Origin of the sequence: Vibrio sp. YT-16 (genome assembly GCF_033337405.1) — a bacterium.
GTDB classification, from domain to species: domain Bacteria; phylum Pseudomonadota; class Gammaproteobacteria; order Enterobacterales; family Vibrionaceae; genus Vibrio; species Vibrio alginolyticus.
Map to the genome: position 1 here is coordinate 48,117 of NZ_JAWOQQ010000003.1, position 22,354 is coordinate 70,470.

A 22,354-nucleotide genomic window follows, 5' to 3' on the forward strand; every position below is an offset into this window, starting at 1 on the left:
AAAACAAAGCCCCGCATACACTGCGGGGCTTTTTACGTGAAGAAGAAAATAACATCGAAAGAATGAGCGTTACTTCGCTAATACTTTCTCTTTAATCACTTTGAGTACCCCAGCCTCTTGGTTGCTTGGCGCAGAATAACGAGCAATTTTCTTAATCTCTTCGTGCGCGTTGGCAACCGCGTACGAATGCTCACTGACTTGCAGCATTTCGAGGTCATTGAGGTAATCACCAAACGTCATGGTTTCTGCCGGAGTAAAATTCATCGTCTCTTGAAGATGCTGAATGGCCGCACCTTTAGAGGCCTCGGCATTCATCACATCCAGCCAGATTTTTGCACTCACCACGACTTTATGCGTTGCGCCAAACTTCGCGTTCATGGTCGGAAACAGGAGCTCTTCCGAACCGTCAAAGTGACAAATTGCTACCTTAATAAACTCGTCTTCGACCTCAAGCAAATCCGGCACATATTCACAGCGGTGGTAGTACTTTTGAAATTCTTCCAGCGATTGCTGATCATGCGTTTCGATGTACGCCGAGCGCTTGCCACACAATACGATGTTCGCCCCGTCAATCTCACGAGCCGCTTTCACAATCTCCAACACTTCCGCTTTAGGAATGGTACAACTGTAGAGCTCTTTGTCTTGGTACATCACTAAGGTGCCGTTTTCAGCCACATACAACAGTCTGTCTTTGATTGGCGCGAACGTGTCTCGCAGACTGTAATACTGACGACCAGACGCAGCGGAGAACAAAATACCTTGCTCTTCCAGTTGCAAAAACAGATCGAAAAACTCCGGATCCAAACGACCGTATTGGTCAAGCAATGTGCCATCCATATCGGAAGCAATAAATTTGATGCGAACTTGTGACATTAACTAAAACTCTAAATGACGCTGCGAAAATATATCCATGTAAGGTACAGGATCTTGTATGAATCTCAAGTCGGGATGACGACGCCTTTCGCTATTACCAAGGATGCTGTTTAAAGTAATCTTCACTGTGATCGATGAAAGCTCTCACCGCAGGAGACAAGTGTTTACGTGATGAATACAGCGCGTAAATGTTGAGATCATTTGGCTTCCAATCCGGCAACACCGACTCAAGCTGACCTGATTTGAGATAGATATTGCTCAAGTAAGTTGGCAACATCGAAATACCCATGCCTTGTAAAGCGCCATGCAATAACGCCGTGGCCTCATTGCTGGTTAGGCGACACTCAATTCCCACCGATTCGAACTGGTCGCCCTGAGACAAATGCCACACGTGACGCTCAAAGTTTTTGTATCCCAAACAGTCGTGTGAAGATAAATCTCGCGGATGCGCGATCGCGTGGTGAGTTTGTAAATATTGCGGTGATGCTACCAACACCGATTCGCACACCGCAATCGGCTTACCAATCAAAGAAGGATCGGGATCTGACGCAATTCGGATCGCCAGATCGATACGTTGTTCGGTTAGATCACTCACTGAATCTTGCAGATCTATGTCGATATGCACTTTGGGGTGCTTTTGCATAAAACTGTTTACTACGGGGATCAACTGTGAGAATCCAAATGAAGTACTAGACGCAAGACGGATTTTTCCGGACAGCTCACCATCAGCGGCAATGTTCGACGTTAATGTATCGGCCTGTTTTAACCAGCGCTCAATCTGAGGCAAGCTGCGCTCCCCTGCGGTGGTGAGCGACACCTTGCGCGTAGTGCGGTGCAACAAACGAGCTTGCAGCCAGTTCTCCATCGCCTCTACATAACGAGTCACCATTGGCCGAGACATGTCTAACCGCTCTGCGGTCGCGGTAAAACTGCCAGAATACACCACATCCACAAACACTTTTGCTGCCGTTACTCTATCCATACATTTGATCGAAATAAGAAATAGTGATGCACATTATTGTGTATTTTTCCGAGCGTATCAATTTCCTAATATAGCTCCCGTTCCCAAGCCATGGTCGCTTGGCCCCAAATTCTTTAGGAGCTTATTATGAACAAATTAACTTTGATTGCTGCATCCATTTTAATGGCAAGCCCTGTCCTAGCGGCAAACCACTCTCCCCTTACTCTTGAGGTTTACAACGCCGACGGTAACAGCTTCCACGTAAACTCAACCTTGGTATACGGTGAGACTGACGCCATGGTTATCGACACTGGCTTCACCAAAGCTGACGCGATGCGCATTGCCGCTAAAGTGCTGGACTCAGGCAAAACGCTTAAAACCATTTTTATCAGCCAAGCGGACCCAGACTACTACTTTGGCGCAGAGGCCTTACACCAACAGTTCCCTGATGCGCAGATCATCACAACGCCTGCGGTTCAAAAAATTATTAAAGAGAAATTGGCTGGAAAGCTGGCGTACTGGGGACCAAAGCTTGGCGCAAACGCACCGGTAAAACCAGTGATCCCTGTCGCGTACGACAAAGCATCATTGGAACTAGAAGGTCATAAGATTGAAATTCGTGGTAACCATGGCACATCAGCACACCGCCCTTACCTATGGATTCCAGATAACAAAGCAATTCTAGGTAACGTAGCCGTGTACTCAAACGTACATTTGTGGATGGCAGATGCCGCTGACCAAACCGCCATCAATGCTTGGGAGCAGCAACTTAGCGAGATGCTTGCGCTTAAACCTCAAGTGGTCATTCCTGGTCACATGAAAGCAGGCACAAAGCTGAACGCAGACACCATTCGCTACTCGCAACAATACTTGCAGGATTTTCAGCAAGCGAAAAAACACAGCAATAACAGCGTTCAACTCATTGACACCATGTCTGCAAAATACCCAGAAGCTCAATTGCCAATCGCGCTAGAAATCGGTGCGAAAGTGCATACTGGTGAAATGTCATGGTAACCGTGCATTACTTCTTCGATCCCATGTGTGGTTGGTGCTACGGGGCATCACCACTCATCGAAGCCTTGATGGACACCTCTCAATTTAAGGTGGAGCTTCATCCCGGCGGCATGATTGAGAAGCGCGCAATTGAGCCTGAATTTCGTCAGCACATCATCAACAGTGACGCTCGTATCGCAACCGAAACCGGAGCAACGTTTGGTGAAGCATATCTACAACGCGTGAAAAGCGAAGATGCGTTTGTTCTTGATTCTTATCTACCAACACAAGCGATCTTGAGTGCGGAGAAAATGGGGCTGAATCCATGGCACATGCTAAAGACCATCCAATCTGCGCATTATCAACTCGGGTTAAAAGTGAATGAAGCATCGACACTCAAAGCCATTGCAGAATCGCTAGGTTTAGCAAGTGATGCGTGGGAGCAAAACATGACGTTAAGCGAAGCCGAGCTAAACGAGAGAATTCACTCTAGCCGACAGTTGATGCGCCAGTTACACGTTGGTGGTTATCCAACCATGATTGCAGAAGTAAATGGCGAGTACTTGACCTTGCCGCACTCGACCTACTACGACAAACCGGCACTGTGGAAGCTTGCATTACAAAAACTGCAATAAGCTCTTCCCCACTCGCTCTTGTTCTTAATCCAAGAGCGAGTGCCAACACCGACATGGCAATCCTGACTCAAACAGGTACAATCCTCGCTCGAATTTTTACTCGCGCGGATACCCACCATGCACTCGCCTGAACATTGTTTTACTCGTTTTACTGCTGATACTTCTGATTATGAATTACCAACGCAGTTTACGTTTCCGTTCTACTACACGCCGCATCCTCTTTGCGTTATAGCCGCAAAGCAATTGCAACAGCATTTATTAGCGCAAACCGACTTCGAACACGATTTTGGTTTGGTTAATGAAGAAACGGGGCGAGGCAAAATGTTTGGCGTATTGCTGGTAGAAAGCCCTCAAGGCGAGCTCGGCTTTTTAAGTGCGTTTTCTGGCAAAATTGCTGACCAAAACTTGATTCCAGGATTTGTCCCTCCTGTGTACGACATGCTGACCGATGAAGGCTTCTTCCGCGCAGAAACGGATGCCATCAACGCCGCCAATGCGGAGTACAAAACCTGTGCCGCGAATCCGGAATTAGCGGATCTTAAAGCGCAAATCCAAGCCGACCGAGCCGCTTATCAGCAAGAGGAGCAAACACAGCGCCAAGTGATGATTGATGGCCGCGCCGCACGCAAGCGACAGCGCCAACAGGGCGAGCAAACGCTCAATGCCGATGATCTCAAAATCTTGTTGGATGAGTTGGGTAAGCAAAGTGTCGCTGAGAAAAACGTTCTCAAATACTTAAAGCAAGCGTGGGATGAAAAGCTTGCAATCAAAGAAGCGCGATTGGCCGAGTTAGAGCAGCAACTTGCTCACCTGAAAGAGCAGCGCAAAACGCTCTCCAACGCTTTACAGCACAAATTGCATAAACAATACCGCTTCCTAAACAGCCATGGCGAAGCACGCGACTTGGTGGACATTTTTGCAGACACCACAAACCCAGTTCCACCAGCAGGTGCGGGGGAATGTGCTGCGCCAAAACTGCTCCAATACGCGTTTAAACACGGATTCAAACCGCTGGCGTTGGCAGAATTTTGGTGGGGTGTGTCGCCAAAGTCTGAAGTTCGCCAACACAAAAAATTCTACCCATCGTGTAATAGCAAATGTCAGCCGATTTTGGGCCATATGATGCAAGGGCTGGATGTCGAACCTAATCCATTGGCGGAGAATTGGGCAGAAGACAAAGAACTAGAGATAATCTACCAAGACGACGCTATGGTCGTCGTCAACAAGCCCTCGGGCTTACTTTCAGTGCCTGGTAAAACTATCAAGGACTCTGCTTATACGCGCCTACAAGCGATGTACCCTGATGTGGAAGGGCCGTTTGTGATTCATCGCCTCGACATGGCGACCTCTGGCATTTTGGTGTTTGCCTTAACCAAGCGCGCGAACAAAAGTCTGCAAAAACAGTTTATGGCTCGCGGCGTAAAAAAACGTTATATGGCACTGCTCGAAGGCGTATTAAACGAGCCTGAAGGGGAAATTTCACTGCCAATGCGTGGTGACCCCGACGACCGCCCACGTCAACTGGTGTGTTTTGAACACGGGAAACATGCAGAAACCTACTGGCAACTGATTGAAGTCAAAGATGGACGCAGCAAGGTATACATGTATCCGAAAACAGGGAGAACTCACCAACTACGTGTACACAGTGCTCATCACATGGGGTTAAACATGCCGATGGTTGGTGATGGTTTATACGGCGAAAAAGCGAATCGCTTGCACCTGCATGCTGAGATGCTAGAGCTGGATCATCCATACAGCAAAGAACGCATGGTGTTCCAAGCTGAGTGCGAATTCTAACGTCTTCCCAAGTTTAAATAACAAAAAGGCACTGACTATCAGTGCCTTTTTTTTCTAACACCAGAATAAGCGTGATGCGCGATACCGAAAACCGTTAGCTCACCTTAAACTTGGTCCACACCTGAGAGCGCCAACGCCTTGCCATGATGATACCACGTACCCATTCATCGAGTGCGATTGCCATCCAAGCCCCTAAAACGCCATAACCCAAGTGGATGCCAAAGATGTAAGAGAAAAGCACGCCTAATCCCCACATACTCAAAATCCCCATTTGCACAGGGAACTTGATGTCACCCGCGCCTTTGAGCCCCGCGATAAAAATCAGGTTAAACACACGTCCGGCCTCGAGCAAAACTGAGCCCATGACTAACGAACCTGCCAATGCGAGTATCTCTGGTTGATCGGTAAATACGCGTAGAATCTCTTCTCTAAACAGGTAAATCAGTGTGGTTACCGCCGTTGATGCCACAAATCCCACTAAGAAGTAGATTTGTACGCGTTTTAAAATGCTACTCACCCAACCTTTACCGATGTAGTAACCGGTCTGAATTTGCGCAGCCTGACCAATTGCCAGCGCGAAAGCAAACGAGAAACGGGCAATGTTTTGCGCATAAGTGAAAGCCGCCAACGATGCCGTCCCCATTTGCACCACAAAGTACACAATGCAGATTTGCGCCACGTTGTAAGACAGCACTTCACCCGCGTTCATACCGCCGATTTTTAAGATTTTTTTGTAAATCTCTGCCGGTACTTGTTTCATAGTCGACATTGGTAGTTCAATGCTACTGCGAGCGAGAATAAACCATAACATTAACGTACCGATGACTTGGCTGACGACGGTTGCTATTGCCACGCCTTGCACACCATACACAGGTAAACCGAATGGCTGGTAAAGCGCAATATAGTTACCAATGATGTTGAACACACCCGAGATCAAATTCACCACCATTGGGGAACGTGAATAACCATGACTACGCAGAATAGTTGTAAAAACAACGCCAATCGTAACGTTAAACGTCATCGCACCGCTTATCAGCAGATATTCATGAGCGTACTGCTCAACTTGCGCTTCCAAGCCGTAATACGGGAGTAGATATATCGCACCAAGCACGGCAATCACACTCAATAGCACACCGACGAGCACAGACAACGCAATACTCGCAACACCAACGCTCACTGACTCTTGCTCGCGTCCAGCGCCATTGTATTGGGCAATCAAAATCCCCGTACCGCTACTGACAAACGTCGAAACGATGATTAAAAAGAAGGTAATCTGCGTGATCACACCAACAGCGGATACGGCTTTGTCTGAGTAGCCACTCAGCATGAACACGTCACTGGTTCCTAAAGCCGTCCGTAGCAAAATTTCGACAAGAATTGGCCAAGCTAATGCCACAATGGACATTCGTTGGTTGATGTTTTGGCTTTTAGGCATGCTTGTAACCTTTCCTACAACTAAAAACTGCCTCACAATTTTGTGAAGCAGTTTAAAAATAGTGACTCGAACGAAGCTCGATATGAGGTTGTGATTTAGCGCGGATTCTAGTCGCATATTGGTCATAACGACAACAATATTTCGCCCTGTTTCGGAAAAATATTTCTAATGCATTTTCGAAACGACATATGCCTTGACGATACGTAGAGCAGAGATTGGTGAACAATACTCTCAATCAACGAGCACCGAACAGAATTAGGATAATCAATACAAATTCGTCTAACTAGATACATTACTTTGAGTTATCATTCCAACCATATAGAGCCATGAAGAACCGTCATGAAAACCTGCATGCGCCACCATTCCTCTTTGAACACTCGCACCAAATCACACTGATGGCTTTGCACTAAAAATGACTGATATCACATTTGGAAACTTTGTTGTTCTATTTATCGCGAAAATACCGCCTAGAATAAGCGTACACGTTAATTAAGCAAGGATACGTAATGTCGACATTGGCTGGAGCGCGCTTAGAAGAAATGGCGGACATCCGCTCAACAAGAAAAAAGAAAATTGTCTTTTTATGCTCCAGTATCGCCGCTGCCTGTTTAACTTATGGTTCCATTGCTCAATCACTTGAGAATAACTGGGGTTTAAGCTTTTTCCATGCTTTGTGTGCCTTGGCATGCTTAGCAATCAGTTATGTAATAAAAGTCCAGCGGCACCATCAATACGCCGACTTATGGCTAAGTGCTGTCTTAATGTTCGAAGGGTTATTGTTACTTCTGTATAACGACGCTCCGTCAGGCAAAATGTTATGGCTATATCCTATTGTCGCCACTCTGGTATTAATTAATGAGTTTAAGGTCGGTCTGTTGTTCAGTGGCACCTACATTTTACTGATCTTTTTTGGGGTCGCTTTTTTAGATCGACTGCCAACAGCCACAGAAATCATAGAGCGGAGATTGATGCTGACCCTGATAGCGACCGCGTTTGTGTGTCACACGTTCTCGTATTACTACACGAAAGTCCTCAATTACATTCAAACACTGTATCGTGAGGGGATTGAGGAGTTAGCATATTTTGACCAGCTCACTGGGCTTGCCAATCGCTGGAGCTTTGAGACTTGGGCGCGCGCAAAGCTCGATGAAATCAAGCACTCATCTGATGACAGCATCACCGCATTGGTCTTTCTCGATATCGATAACTTCAAGCACATCAACGACACCTACGGGCACGATATTGGTGACCAAGTACTTCAAGCCTTCGCAACTCGATTAAAAAATAACATTCGCAACAAAGACAGAAAAACAGATAAACACGACTACTCCATCGCTCGATTTGCGGGCGACGAGTTTGTAATCATGCTTTACGATGTAAAAAGTAAAGATGACCTCGACAGCATCCTAAAACGGATCGTAAATATGTTTCCGACAGGTTACCGAAGCTACGATATGATTAACGAGTTAACGATGAGTGTAGGTGCTGCTATCTATAAGCAAGATGCAAAGGATTTGTCTGAATTGACTCGATGTGCAGATAAAGCAATGTACGCAGCTAAACATACTGGTAAAAACCAGTACGCCTTTTATGAGCACTGCAATACGGAAGAACAGTCAACATCTGATGCACCAGCGGTACCAGAAGCTTGCTAATGACTAAGCGAACACATGCATCACCCAAAGCCCCACAACGAGGAATACGATTAACCACACTACTTGCAACGTTCTGTTCGGCTTGTCTTGCTGACGAGTGGGGTGATCTTTAAACGCACGGCCCTTCATTTTGCCCATTAAGCTCTTCCCTAGAGCACGTCGATAAAATTCACGTCTCTTATGAGCGGCGTTGGCAACTTCGGTAAAGCGCTGTCTTTGCTCATTGGTGAGATCTTTATCCTCGTAACGAGGAGGGAGATCAGAATGCTTGCGTTGTACTGCCATCACTTCCTCCCTGGTCGATGGGTACATTTTTATTAAGTATATACCCAAATAACCAAAAAGATGCGTTATAAGTGAAGCACATAGACGAAAAAACCACCCGAAGGTGGTTTTATGACGAGCAACAAATGAACGCTAGAAGTACTCACATAAATACGCAGTCGCTTCTTTCACTTGAAGCTCAAATGAAGAATTACCTTCCACTTCAAAAAACTCACCACTTTGATAAGTCGTCCAATCGCTCTCGCCAACACGCTTGACCACAAGCGCACCTTTTACAACCGTCATACGCTCTGGTGCTTGAGTACCAAAAGTGTACTCACCAGGAAGCATCACACCAACGCTAACATCCTGATCTTTCTGGTTAAAGCCTAGTGATTTTACACTACCAGCAAAATAGCTATTTTCCTTAATATTCATTATTGGTTTCCTTATCAAAAGTCCGCTCTTTTTTACCTTGTTTCTTTCCGTTACTCAAGCTTTGAAAGCCATTAAACTCAACGTAGTAACGCACATCCTTTGCTACTGAGCGAGAACCTCTTTTCGCGAGGATTAATCAGGCGACCTAAACCGAGCAAGAAAACCTGCGAAGTAATGAATGTGAGCAAACAACAAAACCATCAATAAGATGTGTATCTGAATGTAAAAGTGGACATTAGATCATAGTTTCGTCGTCTCAATGGCGGGATTGTTTGTTTTTAAAAAGGAAGGTTTCCACCATGTTAAAAAAGTGGAGAAAATTAGATCTATGACGGACTCAACTCGCCGAAGGCGAAAAGCACGACAAGAACCAAAACTTTCATTTTTGGCTCGCCACCAATCCAAAATCTTCAAGAGTACATTTGTCTGCTTCGGGATGGGTCTGTTGACGTTTTTTGGCTATCAAATCCACCTCTCCTATCAACACCACATTGATCCGGAAAAGGTGTACGGCGAATGGATTGAGATTGGCGCGCCACCCTACCAAACAGAACGTCTCGTTTTCACTGAAGATGGGGTATACCGAAACCATCGACTTATTACGACGGAATTTGAATTCGATGGCAAGGTCATCACGTTGAATACCGGATTAGGAAAGACAGCGTATCAGATCTCGGGTTCTCATCTTTCACCTCAAATACGCCGTATTGAGCCTCTTATTCCAGATCAGCGATTCATTCGTAAAGGATTTGAGCATACCGTTCAGGGCTCAGAAACCGGCGCAGCCTCTAAACGTCGTGCCGCGTTGAGTGAACACTTCAGCCGTGACTAGTACGTCTTCACGGCTATTTTTCCTTTCAATTCTCTTTCTATATCAATGAAACAAAACCTTAATAAACAACAAAATAAGGCCTTCATCGCATTTAACTAACTCGTTACTGAGTAAACAATAATTTTAGTTTCTGCTGAGATTTTATAAATTATTGACTCAGTCTGACACTTTCTGTGTAACAGAGTGCGAGTTTTAGTTAAGTTCTCTCAAGTGCCTCGAAAACCGTCTTAATTTTTTTTGACGAAAAAAAACTCTCTGAAATGCTGAGTGTGATGCTTTTGCACGTGGAGTAAATCCAATCATCTTATCTGGTGCAAGAGCAGCCTATGTTCTAGGTAGAACATGAATCCAAGGATTGAGAGAGAAGTTATGATTCGATTTAACCTATGTGCAGCTGGAGTTGCTTTAGCGCTATCAGGTGCTGCAGTTGCGGCTCCAACCGCACCAAGTATCGATATGTACGGTTCCAACAACCTTCAGTTTTCTAAAATTGAACTCGCGATGGAAACCACGTCAGGCTACTACGACATGGTGAAATACCATGAGCAAGCGAAGATCACTGTTAAATTTAACCAGTGGAGTGGCACACCTGGTGACACTTACAACGTCTATTTTGATGGTGTAAAAGTAGCAAGCGGCCCTATCACTGGTAGCCAAACGACAGCTTCGTTTGAATACGGCCAAGGTGGCTTATACCAAATGGAAATCGAAGCATGTGATGCGACAGGTTGTGCGAAAAGCGCACCAGCTGAAATCACGATTGCAGATACCGATGGTTCTCACCTGAAGCCACTAACGATGAATGTTGATCCAAACAACAAAACCTACAATACCGATCCAAGCGTCGTGATGGGTACGTATTTTGTTGAATGGGGCATCTATGGCCGTGACTACACAGTCGATAATATGCCGGTCGACAACTTGACTCACATCCTTTACGGTTTTATCCCAATTTGTGGCCCAAATGAGTCTGTGAAGTCTGTTGGCGGCAACAGTTTCAACGCGCTACAAACTGCTTGTACAGGTGTGCCTGATTATGAAGTCGTTATCCATGACCCTTGGGCTGCTTATCAGAAGAGCTTCCCACAAGCTGGTCATGAATACAGCACGCCTATCAAGGGTAACTACGCAATGCTAATGGCATTGAAACAACGTAACCCTGATCTAAAAATCATCCCATCGATCGGTGGTTGGACACTGTCTGACCCATTCTTCGATTTCGTGGACAAGAAAAACCGTGACACATTCGTCGCATCAGTTAAGAAGTTCCTGAAAACTTGGAAATTCTACGACGGTGTTGATATCGACTGGGAATTCCCTGGCGGCGGCGGTGCAGCAGCCGATAAGGGCGACCCTGTAAACGATGGCCCAGCATACATCGCACTGATGCGTGAACTGCGCGTAATGCTTGATGAATTAGAAGCTGAGACAGGCCGTACTTACGAGCTAACGTCCGCTATCGGTGTCGGTTACGACAAGATTGAAGACGTAGACTACGCAGATGCAGTTCAGTACATGGATTACATCTTCGCAATGACTTACGACTTCTACGGTGGTTGGAATAACGTTCCTGGTCACCAAACTGCGCTTTACTGTGGTTCATTCATGCGTCCTGGTCAGTGTGACGGTAGTGGCGTTGATGAGAACGGCGAACCGTACAAAGGTCCTGCTTACACAGCAGATAACGGCATCCAACTTCTTCTTGCTCAAGGCGTTCCTGCAAACAAGCTAGTACTTGGTACAGCAATGTACGGTCGTGGCTGGGAAGGCGTAACTCCAGATACGCTAACCGCTCCAAACGACCCAATGACAGGTACTGCTACAGGTAAACTGAAGGGCAGCACAGCGCAAGGTGTTTGGGAAGATGGCGTAATTGACTACAAAGGCATTAAGTCATTCATGCTAGGTGCAAACAACACTGGTATTAACGGCTTCGAGTACGGCTACGATGCACAAGCTGAAGCACCATGGGTATGGAACCGTACTACGGGCGAGTTGATCACATTTGATGACCACCGTTCAGTGCTAGCAAAAGGTAGCTACGCGAAGTCTCTTGGTCTTGCTGGTCTATTCTCTTGGGAAATTGACGCGGATAACGGTGACATTCTAAACGCGATGCACGAAGGTATGGCTGGTGGTGTGGTTCCTCAACCAAACCGTAAACCAACCGCAGCCGCTGGCGCAGATCAATCGGTAACAGGTCCTGCAAATGTGGTTCTAGATGGCAGCCTGTCAAAAGACTCTGACGGCACCATCGCAAGCTACGCTTGGGAACAAGTATCTGGCACAGCAGTGGTACTAACAGGTGCAAACACAGCGAAAGCAAGCTTTGATGCAGCAGAAGTTACTGTTGAAGAGCAATTAACTTTCAAGCTGACGGTGACTGATAACGAGGGTGCAACGGCATCTGACCTCGTTGTAGTAACAGTGAAACCAGCAGGTGTTGTTGACCCAGTGAACAGCGCACCAGTAGCACAAGTTGTTGCTCCAGCAACAGCAAACGCTGGTGACGTTGTGGTTGTAGATGCATCTGCGTCTAGCGATGCAGACAACGATACCCTGACATTCAACTGGACTCTACCTCAAGGTCTGAATGCAACGGTTGAAGGCTCTAAAGTCACGTTCACTGCTGCGGAATACCCGCAAGACACAAGCTTAAGCTTCACTGTAAGTGTGAGCGACGGTAAAGCGTCTTCATCGGCAAGCGCGACAGTGGTTGTTGCACAGCACACAACCGATCCGAACCCTGGTACTTGTGACAACGCATGGGATGCGAGCGCAGTGTACACAGGTGGTAACCAAGTGACTCACGCAGGTAAAACGTGGGAAGCGAAATGGTGGACTCAGGGTGACGATCCTAGCCAATCTGGCGAATGGGGCGTTTGGAAAGAAGTTGGCGTAGCTAACTGTAACTAATTTCAGCCTTGCAGACGTTCTGCTAAATAAACAAAGGACAGCTTCGGCTGTCCTTTTTGGATTTAACCTCTTAACGAGGAGAGCAACACCAGAGACGAAAAAGTCTGAGGTGTTACTTTCAAACCGAATTAGCGCAAAACGGAGCGAATCAATCAGTAAAAGTAAGGGTTACCAAGCACTATCGAGCAAACGGTCAAAACTACTGAAGACTTGCTCACACTTCATCACTCGACCATGCCCCTGACCTTGTGTTGTCACTAACTCAACGTTTTTAATCTCTTCAGCCGCTTTTGCCGAGACACTGTATTTGGTGAACTTGTCTTGCTCATCATGAATAATAATGGTGTGAGACGGACGCTCAGACAAACGCTTCATCGGATCAATGGACTGTAACGGATAACCAAATTGGTCTTCAACTTCTGAAACCACAGCATTAAAAAGCTTCATCGAGTAACCGGAACGTGCAATGCTACCGAATAAGTTCTCTACGTAATTTAATACCGGAGCAATAAGCAGCAAAGGCTTGTTTTCTAACTTACTGTGCCTACACTCAAGAGCAGAAGCGGTGCCCATGCTGTGCCCAACTAGGCCAACAATATCCTCGACCGTATCCAACACATCTTCTAATCCTCTGACAAACCCCGGAATGTGCCCATACTGCCCCTCACTCTCACCATGTGCCGGATGATCGTACGCCAAAGCAGTAAACCCTTTCGACGCAATATGTTCCATCAGTGGATAAAACTGACTTGCCGTGCCAGACCAACCATGAGTTAGCACCCAAATAGGTCCAGAGCCCAAAGTATAGGTTTTGATGATGCCTGCATGCCCTTTAATTTCACCTTTGATAAGCCCTTGAGGTTCAATATTTTTAGGTTGCGTACGAGCAGGTGTCAGAAGAAGCTTGCGCGCGGTCTTCTTTGCATGTGACGGGGCCAGTGTATGGTGTAACCGAGTACTAATGTTCACCAAACTGCGCTTAATACTGAAACGTTGCGATGTATTAAAGTAAATTTTTTCACTCATAATCATGTCCTTAACTATCAGCTTTGCACAAAATAGAACGGTCGTGCTTTTTATGCTGATAAGAAAGAGCGAACTCAGCCGCTCTTGTGATTTTATGTCTACGAATCTGGGAAGCGATTAACCGATATTAGTCTTTCCAGCGAGAAAACAAGTTGTCGATCCCTTGCCAAAACAGACGCAAGCTTTCTTGCTCACCTTTAATTGAGTAAAAAACATGCGCACTCAAATAGAGACCGTACAAATCAAACGTTGCTTGGCGTGTATCTAAGTCTGCTGCAAATTCTTGCTTCTCTTTGCCTTTCGCTATTTGGATCTCCAAATAACTCAGCCAAGTGTCTATGGATTTACGCAGTCCGGCCTGAAGCGGGCAATCTTTATCTGCCGTATCATTCCAAGCGTCAAGAAACATACAACTTCCTTGGAATGCGTGATTCCAAGTCATCCAAGAGTCGAGCAACCCTCGAATTTTACGCTCGATATTGCCATCCCCGAGTTCTCGAGCAGGCTCAATAACCCGATCAGCGAACACTTTATTGGCGTGATCAAGCACCGATAGCTGTAAATTCAACTTCGAATTAAAGTGGGCAAACAGACCACTTTTCGACATACCGCATTGCTTGGCTAACTCTCCAATCGTAAGACTTTCTAATCCGTCTTCGCTGGCGATCTCAAAAGCCCGCTGCAGAATAAACTCTTTTGTCACTTTTCCTTTTTGCATAATCTTATTTTTAGCACGATCGTTCTTTTTTGCAATCTCGAGTTAACTGGTCTAACCATTATTCAGTGCTATTTTCGACTCACGAATCAGGTATTAATTGCGTTAATAGGTTAATAATTAAGAAGTTTGAAGTAAGTCTTAATTTTCAAAACAGCTTCAATGTAAGCGCAAGTCTGTTGACTTTTTCACGTATTACTTCAGTAACAACCTGCTATTTTCACCTAAGTTTTTTATTTAGGTAAACAATGTAATGGCAAAGAAACAAAAAATAGCCAGCTTAGAGTTTGCACGTATCATTGCGATGCTTGCGATTGTGGGTTTGCATTGCCAGATGGCACTGACTTACTGGCAGTGGAATGGGATACCATGGGTTGGCTATATGCTCAACCAACTGGCTCGTTTTGCTGTTCCGCTGTTCTTTCTCATCTCGGGTTATCTAATCCAGCCGAAGTTGAGTCACTCACCTATCGATACTCTTAAGAACTACGCCAAACCGTTAATGAAGGTTTGGCTCATTTGGAGCATGATCAGTTTACTGATGCCATTCCAATGGCAGACGGTCGCTGAGGCAGGGTATCTCGCCGAAAGGCAAGGTTATTGGGGGTACTTAATGTCAACCCCGATCAATTCACTCATCGAAGGCGGACTCGTTCATCTGTGGTTTATTCCGGCTCTGGTCATTGCCGTAGCGTTAATTGCCTTTCTCGTGCATATCAATATGGCGCAAATGATACTGCCAACTGCAGTATTGCTATACATATACGGGGTCTTTGCTGGCAGTTACGCGACCATTACCGACCTGCCAGCGCCTTTCTTTACTCGTAATGGGCCTTTTTTCAGCACGTTGCTAGTTGTTCTGGGTTATTTCGCACGAGAAGCGCAGTGGCGGTGGTCGCGAAACAATACGGTTCGATGCATTATTCTTGGCATGGCACTGCATTTTGGTGAAGCTTACTGGCTGATGCAACATGACATCGCTTTCAACTCGCACGACTTCCTATTCGGTACCGTTATCTGGGCTGTAGGTGTCTTTATGTGGCTTTTGGCTCACCCTCATTTTGGCGACATGCCTTGGATCTTCAAACTATCTCCTAGCGTGTTAGGGATATATGTTAGCCATCTGCTTATCATAATTGTCATGATGAATGTCGCTGGATTTATCGGGCTGCAACACCTCGCAAAAGATGTGTTTATTTATCCTGCAACGATTGTTGCAACCATACTGCTTGTGAAAGCAATCGACGCTTCACCGTTGAAAAAATGGCTCCTACGCTAAATGCATTCAGCTCTAGATATAGCTAGCTTTAACTCAAAAGGATTAGAGCTAGCCAGTTAAAAATGAGATTTCTCTCTCACTGACCAATTTTTGACTTTCTAATCCTTCAGAATTTGCTTTCACTCACAAAAAACATTGTTCATTTCCTTTAAATTGGCTCGACTATTACAACATTGCTCATTAAACGGAGGCTGTATGTGGGCAGGTCAAGGACTCGTTCCTTTTTTAGAGATTAGTCACTGGTTAACTTACGGTTTATATGCCGCTGCGGTTTTATTCGGCGCAGCAAGCATTGCGTCACTCAGAAAATAGTGGCGCACACTATCATTTCCTAACTCCTACTGTTAATTCGAGCTCTCTCACAACTAACTCATTCATTTGTGGCTAATATTTCTCCAACCAGACAAAGGAGAAATGTCTATGCCAATCTATCCAATTGTGGCTTTCTGCTGTTTGTTGTTCTCTAGCGCCACCTTTGCTGCATCAACCAATGAACTGAACCTTGTTAATTCTGGTGTCGGTTACGCGGCTCTGATTATCTTTTCGATCGCTTACATACTGGTTATGTTGGAAGAGTATCTGAAAATGAGAAAATCCAAGCCAGTGCTGCTCGCTGCAGGATTAATTTGGATTCTGATTGGCTACACCTTTGCTCAGCACAACCAGCCTGAAATCGCCAAATCCGCACTAGAACACAACTTGTTGGAATACGCCGAGTTGCTGCTGTTTTTGCTCGTGGCGATGACTTACATCAACGCAATGGAAGAACGCAAACTCTTCGATGCCTTACAGGCGTGGATGGTTGGTAAAGGTTTTGGATTCAAAAAGTTGTTCTGGCTGACGGGGTTTCTCGCTTTTGTCATTTCACCGATTGCCGATAACTTAACTACGGCCCTTTTGATGTGCGCTGTAGTGATGAAAGTCTCTGGTGATAATCCTAAGTTCGTCAATCTTGCTTGTATCAACATTGTTATCGCAGCCAACGCTGGCGGTGCATTCAGCCCATTTGGGGATATTACAACCCTGATGGTGTGGCAAGCTGGTCATGTCAGCTTTGCTGAGTTCATTCCGTTGTTTGTACCGTCATTGGTGAACTACTTGGTTCCCGCGTTTTTGATGTCACTGTTTGTTCCAAACACAAAACCGAATACGATTCACCAACACGTTGAGCTAAAACGCGGGGCAAGGCGTATTGTCGCGTTGTTCATTCTGACGATTGCCACCGCAGTCTCTTTCCACGCCTTGCTGCACTTCCCACCCGTTATGGGCATGATGATGGGCTTGGCCTACTTACAGTTTTTCGGATATTTTTTGCGTCAAACTCTTAAACACTCACTCGCAAAAAAAGCAGCTATGGCAATTGCCAATGGCGATGATCAGGCATTGAAGCGCTTAGGCTCAGTGGTTCCGTTTGATGTGTTTCATCGTGTGTCTCGAGCCGAATGGGACACCTTGTTGTTCTTCTACGGTGTTGTGATGTGTGTTGGCGGTTTAAGTTTACTTGGCTACCTCGAACTGGTTTCAAACGTCATGTACACGCAATGGAACCCAGTCTGGGCAAACGTAATGGTTGGTGTCCTATCTGCAATTGTCGATAACATTCCGGTTATGTTTGCTGTACTGACCATGGAACCAAGCATGTCGATGGGCAACTGGCTACTCGTCACATTAACCGCAGGTGTCGGGGGCAGTTTGCTTTCCATTGGCTCCGCGGCAGGCGTCGCTTTAATGGGAGCCGCGCGTGGACAATACACCTTCTTTGGCCACCTAAAGTGGGCTCCCGTCATCGCCTTGGGTTATGCCGCCAGTATTGCGGTACACTTGTGGATGAATAGCGGTTTATTTACTTAAAAACACCTAGAATTAGTCACTTAACTTGCAATGTAACCTAACGGTCGGATGGATGGTTAACGCCATCCATCACTTCAATCGCTCCCAACTCATATGGGTTGACGCCCTCTAAGCAGCCGACATTATAGCCATACTCACTCGGGTCAGAACGACGCTGATGGTGCGTATAAATACCGCACTCGCCACAGAAAAAGTGCTTCGCAGTGTGTGTATTAAATTGATACTGCTTCAAGACTTCTTCGCCTTGCACAATACGAATACCGTTCAAAGGTACAGACGCGACAATCGCGCCACGACGTCGACACATAGAACAGTCACACCGTCTCGGCTTCTCAATACCATTGGGTAACGCCAGTTCCAGCTCAACTTTTCCACAGTGACAACTCAGTCGATGTAATGTGCTGATTTGGGTGTTGCCAACTTTCTTAATCATAACTTTTCCTTGTTGTTTTTCTATCTGTGTACATTATGTTAAACAGGTTAATATCATCATAATCTCGTCCAAAAACTCGACATCCATCACTTTTCGCGACATTTTATTGGCCGATTTGTTAGTTGCTATTTTGGCGACTGTCTATCGCGTCCGTGAGACGTGTTATCTCCGGCGCGGTTTTTAAACCAAGGAAATTAATTTATGGACAAAGATCATAGCCTAAGAGAGAACCTCTTGGCTCTGACGCTCGGCAGTGCGTTGGTGTCACTTGGGGTGATATTTTTTAGCAAAGTAGGATTGCTCACTGGCGGTACGGCTGGTTTGGCGATCTTCCTAACCAAAGTGAGTGACTTCAGTTTTGGTCAGATATTTTTCGCGCTTAACCTCCCTTTTTATATTTTATCTGTGATGCGCATGGGTTGGCGCTTCACTATCAATACCTTTATTGCGGTTTCGATTGTCTCTTTTGCGGTCGATCATCTGCATCATGTGATTGAGATTTCACGAATCGAACCTTTCTATGCGGCACTTTTGGGTGGTGGGCTGATTGGAATCGGTATGTTGGTAATTTTCCGTCACAAAATGAGTTTGGGTGGCTTTAACATTCTAGCGTTGTACCTTCAGGAACGTTTTGGAGTTCGAGCGGGTAAAGTTCAAATGGCGTTAGATTGTGCCATCGTGGTGATGTCACTGTTGATTGTAGATGTGCACCTTATCGCTCTATCTGTTCTAGGTGCCATCGCTACGAACTTGATTTTGGCGATGAACCATAAACCAGGACGATACCAAGCAAAAGCGCAAGCAGCATAATCATCGCTGCATAGTCAACAACCCTAAAGCCCCCAGCCAGTCGCTCGGGGCTTTTTTCATTCAACGCGAAGATCACGTCAACGAGCTCGTTTTGCAGTGCTGCTGCATCTCTTCATCCAATTTAGCTTTATATTTCTGGCTAAGATGGAAGTGTACTTGCATCAGCAAGTCATGTGCGTGGAACAGCTCAAGCGCGTCGCTACCATGTTGCTGACAAATATCTTCACAGCGCTCAGCATGCACTTTGGCTTCTTGCGGTTTATCCGCTTTAAGCAAGCTCATCGCTAAGCGATACTCTGCGCGCTCTTCTTGCATCCAACCCCCAGCCACTTTCCAATAGTCTAGCGCGAGTGTTGCTGCTTCTAACATCTTCGATTTTTCCATGGACGTGCGCTCAGCCAGCGCTTCGTACTGACATGCTAAGTTGTTTGCAGTGATCGCTATAGCGCGCGCTAATGGCCCTTCTGCATCGTTCGGCGTCATTCCTAACGCTGCTTTCACCAACCATTGACTCGCCAGTTCAAGCTGAGCAAGTGCAGAAAGTTCATTCGAAATCAAAGCGTAAACTCGGCGTTGTTCTTGCTCTTCCAATAATTCCATATTGTCAGTGCCATCTACGAAATAGCGCGCAACGGCAATACTGCGTTGAAATGCCAAACTCTCAGCAACCTTGCGTTCATCAAAGTGCTCTAAACAAGTAAGAAACTGTTCTGGGCACTGGAGATGCCCAATAGCGGTATGCAGCATCAATGCGAATATTCGCTCGATTTGGGTAACGTCTTCCACCTCGCTCAGAGCCGTTTCTAGCTGAGCATAAACTTGTTCGGGATTTTCCTCGTGATGCTGCCAACACTCACTCATGAAGGCATCAAAATCCGTTTTGAAAGGCATGTCCTTATTGTCCTTTTTCTATTCGTATAACGAATATGAAACTCTATACTATCGTTACCCCTGTGTAGCACGCTTAATCCCAATATGAGAATCGCCTCACTTAAAGCGGTGTACCTTGCTCCAGCGCGAGCAAACGTTGCTTGCGCTCCACTCCACCTGCATACCCAGTCAGTTTTCCGCTTTTGCCAATAACGCGATGACAAGGTACCACGATAGAAATCGGATTCTTCCCGTTTGCTAACCCAACAGCACGCACAGCTTTAGGGTTACCTATCGCATTCGCGAGATCTTGATAGCTCCACGTTTCCCCATATGGAATGGTCGTTAGTGCCTGCCAAACTTGATTTTGAAAATCAGTGCCTGTCGCTGCAAGGGGCAAGTCGAATTCGTTGCGCAGACCAGCAAAGTATTCATCCAGTTGGGTGACAGCTTGGCGCAAGACCGGATGCTGCTCGTCTCGCACCCCCAGCTCACTCGGCTTAGTGGTGCATGTTTCAAACCAAATGCCAAGTAAGCCCTCAGCGTTCGATTGGATAGTCACCGTTCCTAGTGGACTCGGCATTTCGGTATAAAATGTTTTCATGATTGATTCCATAAGTGAAACGTCGCGTAGCTTCCCCAAGGGGCCGCAGTGTGCGTATTCAGTGATGGGTAACGCTGCATCGCCTTTTTCACCACTAAGTCTTTATCTAGAAAGCAATCGGGTTGAGATTGCCCTCGCAGTTGAGCATAACTGACGGTCCAAGGTCCAATGCCTTTCAAAGCTAGCCACTGTTGGGGGTCAGCTTCTGAGTTGTCCTGCATAAACTGGGCGAAGCGCACTAGCGTCTCTTTACGGCTTTGCGGCATGCGCAAAAAGCTCACGTCGGCGTTCGCAATATCACTGGGAGTCGGGAAAAAACGTTTTTCTGACTCTCCACTAAGTGTGGCCACCAATAAGTTAAGTTGACCAATCGCAGCTTTAACCGACACTTGCTGGCCTAAAATCGCTCTAACCCCTGCTTCCCATGCACTCCATACACCTGGAATACGAATACCTTTACTCGACACGAGCCCAGGCGCGACATACTCCAAATGCTGCTCAACAGTACAAATATCAGCGTCAAGATCGAACATACGACGAATGTCAGACACCAAGTTTTGCAGCTTCGTTACGTCTTCAATTTCAAACGCCAGTTCTAAGTATCCTTCACCTTTTGTCGCTTTAAACCAGGCTTTGCTGTTATCCAAAAAAACGTTGCGCTGATAACTCTCATCCCTCACCAGCTCAACCCCCTCAACCGCTCGCAAACGATAGAAGTCCAACATGTGCGACCAATTCAACTCACCTCGATAAGGTAAGGCAATTCGATTGCAACCCGCACCATCAAACTCTTTACGGCGTACTTGAGAAGGCGTTAGTTTGAGAAACTTTTGAAAAGCATCGTTAAAGCGGCGCGTACTGTTAAAACCTGACGCAAACCCCACGTCGGTGACCGACATAGAGCTGGAGTGAAGCAACTGTTTGGCGAACATTAGTTGCTGATATTGCGCATACTGCTTGGGTGACATTCCTAGATACTGCTCAAATAACATACGTAAGTAACGGTCAGAAATCCCAACACGCTCAGCCAACTCAGACACCGAATGGTGATGCAACTCCCCTCTATCAATTAACGAAATCGCTCGTTGAAAGGTCGTCTCGACACCTTTCCATGCCCAAGATCCAGGCGCGCTATCAGGTCGACAGCGTAAACACGGACGGTACCCTGCTTGAAGGGCTTGCGTCTTATCAGCGAAATACTCAACATTTTCTTCTTTAGGCAAATTTGCCGGGCAAATCGGACGACAAAAGATTCCCGTTGTTTTTACCGCCACATAAAATCGCCCATCAAAACGACTGTCTCGCGCGACTCGCGCCTTGTGACACTGCTCGAAGGTCAGTGAGGTATGGGGGTGAATAAACATAGTGCTTTCCTTGCTCATGCCTTTTGTCATTTATTGTTCATAGGCATCGTTCAATATAGTGTTATTGTAGCTTGCTTAAGCGCCCACAATTAGCCATTTTCGGAACTCAATATTGAGATTTATTGGCATTAGCGCTTTTGTACACTAAAGTTAGATCCAGAACATCACAACAACGTCGGCTAAAGGGAATTGGCATGGACTTACATACTTGCGTAATTGTATTAAGAAACCAAAAGGTTATTACCAGTAAATCCGTAGATCATTCTATTGGAATTATCGAACGAGACTCAGATAACGAGATCTCAGAAATTCAGATTAATGCGACGGATGGACGTAATATTCGAACTTATCACTACAACAATGTAGAGGAGTCATTAGAGAGCTTAATGAACCTCTGACGGTTTTCTTTAACACACCTTTCTCCCTTGTTAAAAGCGAAAGCAATAGAGCACAGTACATGTGCTCTTTTTTTGTTTAACAGAAAAAATGTTTATCGAAAATAATGACAGACCTTGATTTAAAACAGACAATAATCTGCAAATAAACACTCGAATATAAAAATCAAGGCATTGATTTAAATAAATAAAAACCAACTATTCAATT

21 protein-coding genes are annotated in these 22,354 nt (G+C 45.8%); 10 read left to right on the top strand and 11 right to left on the bottom strand.

Annotated features, from left to right (window positions below):
* Positions 1-69: 69 nt before the first annotated feature.
* On the bottom strand, positions 70-873 hold the full coding sequence (locus tag R7F07_RS06360) for a Cof-type HAD-IIB family hydrolase (protein ID WP_053303993.1): 804 nt from the start codon (positions 871-873) through the stop codon (positions 70-72).
* Between the two features lie 94 nt (positions 874-967).
* A complete protein-coding gene (locus tag R7F07_RS06365; RefSeq protein ID WP_171342388.1) occupies positions 968-1,855 on the bottom strand; it encodes a LysR family transcriptional regulator in 888 nt (295 codons plus the stop codon).
* Between the two features lie 126 nt (positions 1,856-1,981).
* Between R7F07_RS06365 and R7F07_RS06370 the strand changes: the two genes are divergently transcribed.
* The 3 genes from R7F07_RS06370 to R7F07_RS06380 all read left to right on the top strand — a co-directional run bounded on the left by R7F07_RS06370 (position 1,982) and on the right by R7F07_RS06380 (position 5,259).
* On the top strand, positions 1,982-2,848 hold the full coding sequence (locus R7F07_RS06370) for an MBL fold metallo-hydrolase (protein ID WP_171342389.1): 867 nt from the start codon (positions 1,982-1,984) through the stop codon (positions 2,846-2,848).
* The gene (locus tag R7F07_RS06375; RefSeq protein WP_171342390.1) at positions 2,842-3,462 is read left to right on the top strand and encodes a DsbA family protein; all 621 of its coding nucleotides are present in this window, start codon (positions 2,842-2,844) and stop codon (positions 3,460-3,462) included. The genes R7F07_RS06370 and R7F07_RS06375 overlap by 7 nt, the downstream gene beginning before the upstream one ends.
* A 117-nt stretch (positions 3,463-3,579) precedes the next feature.
* Positions 3,580-5,259, top strand: a complete 1,680-nt coding sequence (locus tag R7F07_RS06380) for an RluA family pseudouridine synthase (RefSeq protein WP_171342391.1) — start codon at positions 3,580-3,582, stop codon at positions 5,257-5,259.
* 94 nt (positions 5,260-5,353) lie between these two features.
* Here the strand turns inward: R7F07_RS06380 and R7F07_RS06385 are convergent, their stop codons facing one another.
* The gene (locus R7F07_RS06385) at positions 5,354-6,694 is read right to left on the bottom strand and encodes an MATE family efflux transporter (RefSeq protein ID WP_171342392.1); all 1,341 of its coding nucleotides are present in this window, start codon (positions 6,692-6,694) and stop codon (positions 5,354-5,356) included.
* Positions 6,695-7,200: 506 nt separating this feature from the next.
* Between R7F07_RS06385 and R7F07_RS06390 the strand changes: the two genes are divergently transcribed.
* The gene (locus R7F07_RS06390; RefSeq protein ID WP_171342393.1) at positions 7,201-8,349 is read left to right on the top strand and encodes a GGDEF domain-containing protein; all 1,149 of its coding nucleotides are present in this window, start codon (positions 7,201-7,203) and stop codon (positions 8,347-8,349) included.
* A 3-nt stretch (positions 8,350-8,352) separates the two neighbouring features.
* Here the strand turns inward: R7F07_RS06390 and R7F07_RS06395 are convergent, their stop codons facing one another.
* Both R7F07_RS06395 and R7F07_RS06400 read right to left on the bottom strand, forming a co-directional pair.
* The gene (locus R7F07_RS06395; RefSeq protein ID WP_005374405.1) at positions 8,353-8,634 is read right to left on the bottom strand and encodes a hypothetical protein; all 282 of its coding nucleotides are present in this window, start codon (positions 8,632-8,634) and stop codon (positions 8,353-8,355) included.
* 132 nt (positions 8,635-8,766) lie between these two features.
* On the bottom strand, positions 8,767-9,051 hold the full coding sequence (locus R7F07_RS06400; protein ID WP_005383244.1) for a pyrimidine/purine nucleoside phosphorylase: 285 nt from the start codon (positions 9,049-9,051) through the stop codon (positions 8,767-8,769).
* A 328-nt stretch (positions 9,052-9,379) separates the two neighbouring features.
* Here R7F07_RS06400 and R7F07_RS06405 point away from each other — a divergent pair, with 328 nt between their 5' ends.
* Positions 9,380-9,883, top strand: a complete 504-nt coding sequence (locus R7F07_RS06405) for a DUF2850 domain-containing protein (protein WP_171342394.1) — start codon at positions 9,380-9,382, stop codon at positions 9,881-9,883.
* 369 nt (positions 9,884-10,252) lie between these two features.
* Positions 10,253-12,799 carry a glycosyl hydrolase family 18 protein gene (locus R7F07_RS06410; RefSeq protein WP_318110465.1) on the top strand — a complete coding sequence of 849 codons (2,547 nt, stop codon included), beginning with the start codon at positions 10,253-10,255 and terminating at the stop codon, positions 12,797-12,799.
* A gap of 168 nt (positions 12,800-12,967) precedes the next feature.
* On the opposite strand, the gene R7F07_RS06415 is transcribed toward R7F07_RS06410, so the two are convergent.
* Complete coding sequence (locus R7F07_RS06415) at positions 12,968-13,825, bottom strand: alpha/beta hydrolase (protein ID WP_017633823.1); 858 nt, start codon at positions 13,823-13,825, stop codon at positions 12,968-12,970.
* A gap of 127 nt (positions 13,826-13,952) precedes the next feature.
* On the bottom strand, positions 13,953-14,543 hold the full coding sequence (locus tag R7F07_RS06420; protein ID WP_086047588.1) for a TetR/AcrR family transcriptional regulator: 591 nt from the start codon (positions 14,541-14,543) through the stop codon (positions 13,953-13,955).
* A gap of 250 nt (positions 14,544-14,793) precedes the next feature.
* Between R7F07_RS06420 and R7F07_RS06425 the strand changes: the two genes are divergently transcribed.
* Together R7F07_RS06425 and nhaD are read left to right on the top strand one after the other, a co-directional pair.
* Positions 14,794-15,819, top strand: coding sequence for an acyltransferase (locus tag R7F07_RS06425; protein ID WP_104980304.1), 1,026 nt, complete (start codon positions 14,794-14,796; stop codon positions 15,817-15,819).
* 420 nt (positions 15,820-16,239) lie between these two features.
* Positions 16,240-17,670, top strand: coding sequence for a sodium:proton antiporter NhaD (gene nhaD, locus R7F07_RS06430; RefSeq protein ID WP_017633821.1), 1,431 nt, complete (start codon positions 16,240-16,242; stop codon positions 17,668-17,670).
* Between the two features lie 37 nt (positions 17,671-17,707).
* Here nhaD and R7F07_RS06435 read toward each other — a convergent pair whose 3' ends face one another.
* Positions 17,708-18,103 (bottom strand): GFA family protein, encoded by a 396-nt coding sequence (locus R7F07_RS06435; RefSeq protein ID WP_033907219.1) that lies wholly within the window; start codon positions 18,101-18,103, stop codon positions 17,708-17,710.
* A gap of 201 nt (positions 18,104-18,304) precedes the next feature.
* Here R7F07_RS06435 and R7F07_RS06440 point away from each other — a divergent pair, with 201 nt between their 5' ends.
* A complete protein-coding gene (locus tag R7F07_RS06440; RefSeq protein ID WP_033907220.1) occupies positions 18,305-18,913 on the top strand; it encodes a YitT family protein in 609 nt (202 codons plus the stop codon).
* 72 nt (positions 18,914-18,985) lie between these two features.
* Here R7F07_RS06440 and R7F07_RS06445 read toward each other — a convergent pair whose 3' ends face one another.
* The 3 genes from R7F07_RS06445 to R7F07_RS06455 all read right to left on the bottom strand — a co-directional run bounded on the left by R7F07_RS06445 (position 18,986) and on the right by R7F07_RS06455 (position 21,751).
* Positions 18,986-19,804, bottom strand: coding sequence for a hypothetical protein (locus R7F07_RS06445; RefSeq protein ID WP_064376354.1), 819 nt, complete (start codon positions 19,802-19,804; stop codon positions 18,986-18,988).
* 100 nt (positions 19,805-19,904) lie between these two features.
* Positions 19,905-20,387: a methylated-DNA--[protein]-cysteine S-methyltransferase gene (locus tag R7F07_RS06450; protein ID WP_005374431.1), complete on the bottom strand. Its 483-nt coding sequence runs from the start codon at positions 20,385-20,387 to the stop codon at positions 19,905-19,907.
* Complete coding sequence (locus tag R7F07_RS06455; RefSeq protein WP_171342395.1) at positions 20,384-21,751, bottom strand: AlkA N-terminal domain-containing protein; 1,368 nt, start codon at positions 21,749-21,751, stop codon at positions 20,384-20,386. The genes R7F07_RS06450 and R7F07_RS06455 overlap by 4 nt, the downstream gene beginning before the upstream one ends.
* Before the next feature lie 194 nt (positions 21,752-21,945).
* Here R7F07_RS06455 and R7F07_RS06460 point away from each other — a divergent pair, with 194 nt between their 5' ends.
* Entirely contained in the window at positions 21,946-22,149 is a 204-nt protein-coding gene (locus tag R7F07_RS06460) for a hypothetical protein (RefSeq protein ID WP_017633816.1), read from the top strand.
* Positions 22,150-22,354 lie beyond the last annotated feature (205 nt).